2 protein-coding genes are annotated in these 2,146 nt (G+C 65.5%); both read left to right on the top strand.

Annotated features, from left to right (window positions below):
* On the top strand, positions 1-506 hold a 506-nt coding region (locus BG35_RS11290; RefSeq protein ID WP_034418396.1), incomplete at its 5' end, for a GH116 family glycosyl hydrolase.
* Positions 507-514: 8 nt separating this feature from the next.
* Positions 515-1,648 (top strand): bifunctional diaminohydroxyphosphoribosylaminopyrimidine deaminase/5-amino-6-(5-phosphoribosylamino)uracil reductase RibD, encoded by a 1,134-nt coding sequence (gene ribD / locus BG35_RS0109500; protein ID WP_051506245.1) that lies wholly within the window; start codon positions 515-517, stop codon positions 1,646-1,648.
* Positions 1,649-2,146: the final 498 nt, after the last annotated feature.

Here is a 2,146-nt window from a genome sequence, read left to right as displayed (position 1 = left end):
GCCTGCTGTGGAGAGGGCAACACTATGCCTTTGATACCCATACGGAAGGGGACGTGGTGATGGCGGACCAGCTTTGTGGCGACTTCTATGCCCGCCTGCTGGGCCTCCCCTCCGTGGTGAGCGAGGAGCGGGCCCGGACCACGGTGGCCACCGTCTGCAGGGTCTGCTTTGCCGGGTTTCACAGGGGACGCCATGGGGTGGTCAACGGCCTCAGGCAAGACGGCAGCCCCGTGGATCCCCAGGGAACCCATCCCCTGGAGATCTGGACCGGCATCAATTTCGGTCTGGCGGCCTACTGTTGCCTTCTGGGGGACCGGAAGACCGCCATGGCCATCAGCGGCAGGGTGATTGAACAGGTCTATGACCATGGCCTGCAATTCCGCACACCGGAAGCCATCACGGCTGATGGCCGCTTTCGGGCGTGTCACTACCTGCGCCCCATGGCGGTCTGGGCCATCTGGGCGGCCCACACCCGGTGGCAACCCCTCCCCATGCCGAAGGATTGACGGGTCCCATGGATGAATTCTGGATGGAGCGGGCGCTGGAGCTGGCCGCCTTGGGACGGTTCACCACCAGCCCCAATCCCATGGTGGGCGCCGTGGTGCTGGACGCCAATGGACAGTTGGCGGGGGAAGGGTTTCATGCGGCGGCGGGTCAACCTCACGGGGAGGCGCTGGCCTTGCGACAAGCGGGAGCACGGACCCAGGGGGGCAGCCTGTACGTCACCCTGGAGCCCTGCTGCCACCACGGCCGCACTCCCCCCTGCACCGATGCGGTTCTTGCCGCCGGCATCCGGCGGGTGGTGGCGGCCATGGCGGATCCCGACCCCCGGGTTGCCGGCGGTGGTCTTGAGCGCTTGCGGCAAGCGGGGGTGACGGTAATTCAGGGGGTGGGGGAAGCCCGGGCCCGGGCCCTCAATCAGGCCTTCCTGCACCGGGTGCGCCATGGGCGTCCCTGGGGTGTGCTCAAGTGGGCCGCCAGCGTGGACGGGCGCATTGCCACCCAGACAGGGGCCAGTCAGTGGATCAGCGGCATACCGGCGCGCCAGTGGGTCCACCGGTTGCGGGCCCAGTGTGATGCGGTGCTGGTGGGGGCTGGCACGGTGTACTCAGACAATCCCCTGCTCACGAGCCGGGGTCAACGGCAACCCGAGCCCCGGCGGGTGGTGGTGAGCCGTCGGCTGCGCCTGCCCCGCCAAGCCCGGTTGTGGGATCAGGCGGCGGCCAGCACCATGGTGTTCCACAGCCCCGGCGCCGACCCCGTTGCCGTGAGCCAACTGGAGCAACAGGGTGTGGAGTGTGTTGCCCTGGAGCCCTGCTGCCCAAGGACGGTTCTGGAACACTTGACTCAGCGGGGATGCAACAAGGTGTTGTGGGAGTGTGGTCCCGCCCTGGCGGCCGCTGCCGTGCAGGAGGGCTGTGTTCAGGAGATCGCCGCTGTCCAGGCCCCCAAGCTGCTGGGAGGCCTGGAGGCCTTCACGCCGCTGGGGGATCTTCGGATCACCACCATGGCCCAGAGCCTGCCCCTGCGCCACTCCCGTCTGGAGCGTTGTGGCGACGACCTGATCTGCCGCTTCCATCTGGGCAGCCCCACGGCAGACATCCCTCCTGAAAGACGGAGCCCCTCGCTCCATGGGGGAGGTCCCTGAGCGCTTGTTGAAAAGCCCTGGCGGGAAGCATGGGAAGCAGCTTCGCTCACCGATGGGTCTTGTCAACTCTGTGCAGGGGGATGCATCACTGCACAGGTAGCAGTGATGCTTGTCTCACCATAGCAGCGTGAGGTCGTTTGTCAACCCAGAAGGGACAAATCGGTTTCAGGGGATGTCCCTCGTCGCGGCATTCAGCACGAGAACGTCAGTTGTGACGCGGGTTTTGCATGGATCAGCAGGTTTTTCCGGCTGTGACAGCGAGGGAACGGCTTGGACTTTTTTCGGCTGTGGTGGCCATCCCGTGTCCAGATGCTCAAGGCAAGACACAGTCAAGACCCCGCCCCAAACCAGCCGTTTCAACCAAGCAGACCCCACCCATTGGGCAATGACCTGTCCAAAACGTGTCCATTTTTCCCTGAAACAGCCTCGTTTGGCTGCCGGCACGTGGACGGCAGCCCCACTGCCGTTGGCGCTAACCCCGCTTCAATACTGGCTTTT

Source organism: Candidatus Synechococcus spongiarum SH4, from assembly GCF_000586015.1.
Taxonomy (GTDB): Bacteria; Cyanobacteriota; Cyanobacteriia; order PCC-6307; family Cyanobiaceae; genus Synechococcus_B; species Synechococcus_B spongiarum_F.
Note: the sequence above shows the minus strand (reverse complement) of the source record. Positions and strands in the feature narration are given on the sequence as shown.

Bases quoted from the DNA above. Each gene is read 5' to 3' on its own strand.
- ribD (WP_051506245.1), top strand. From the start codon at position 515: ATGGATGAATTCTGGATGGAGCGGGCGCTGGAGCTGGCCGCCTTGGGA.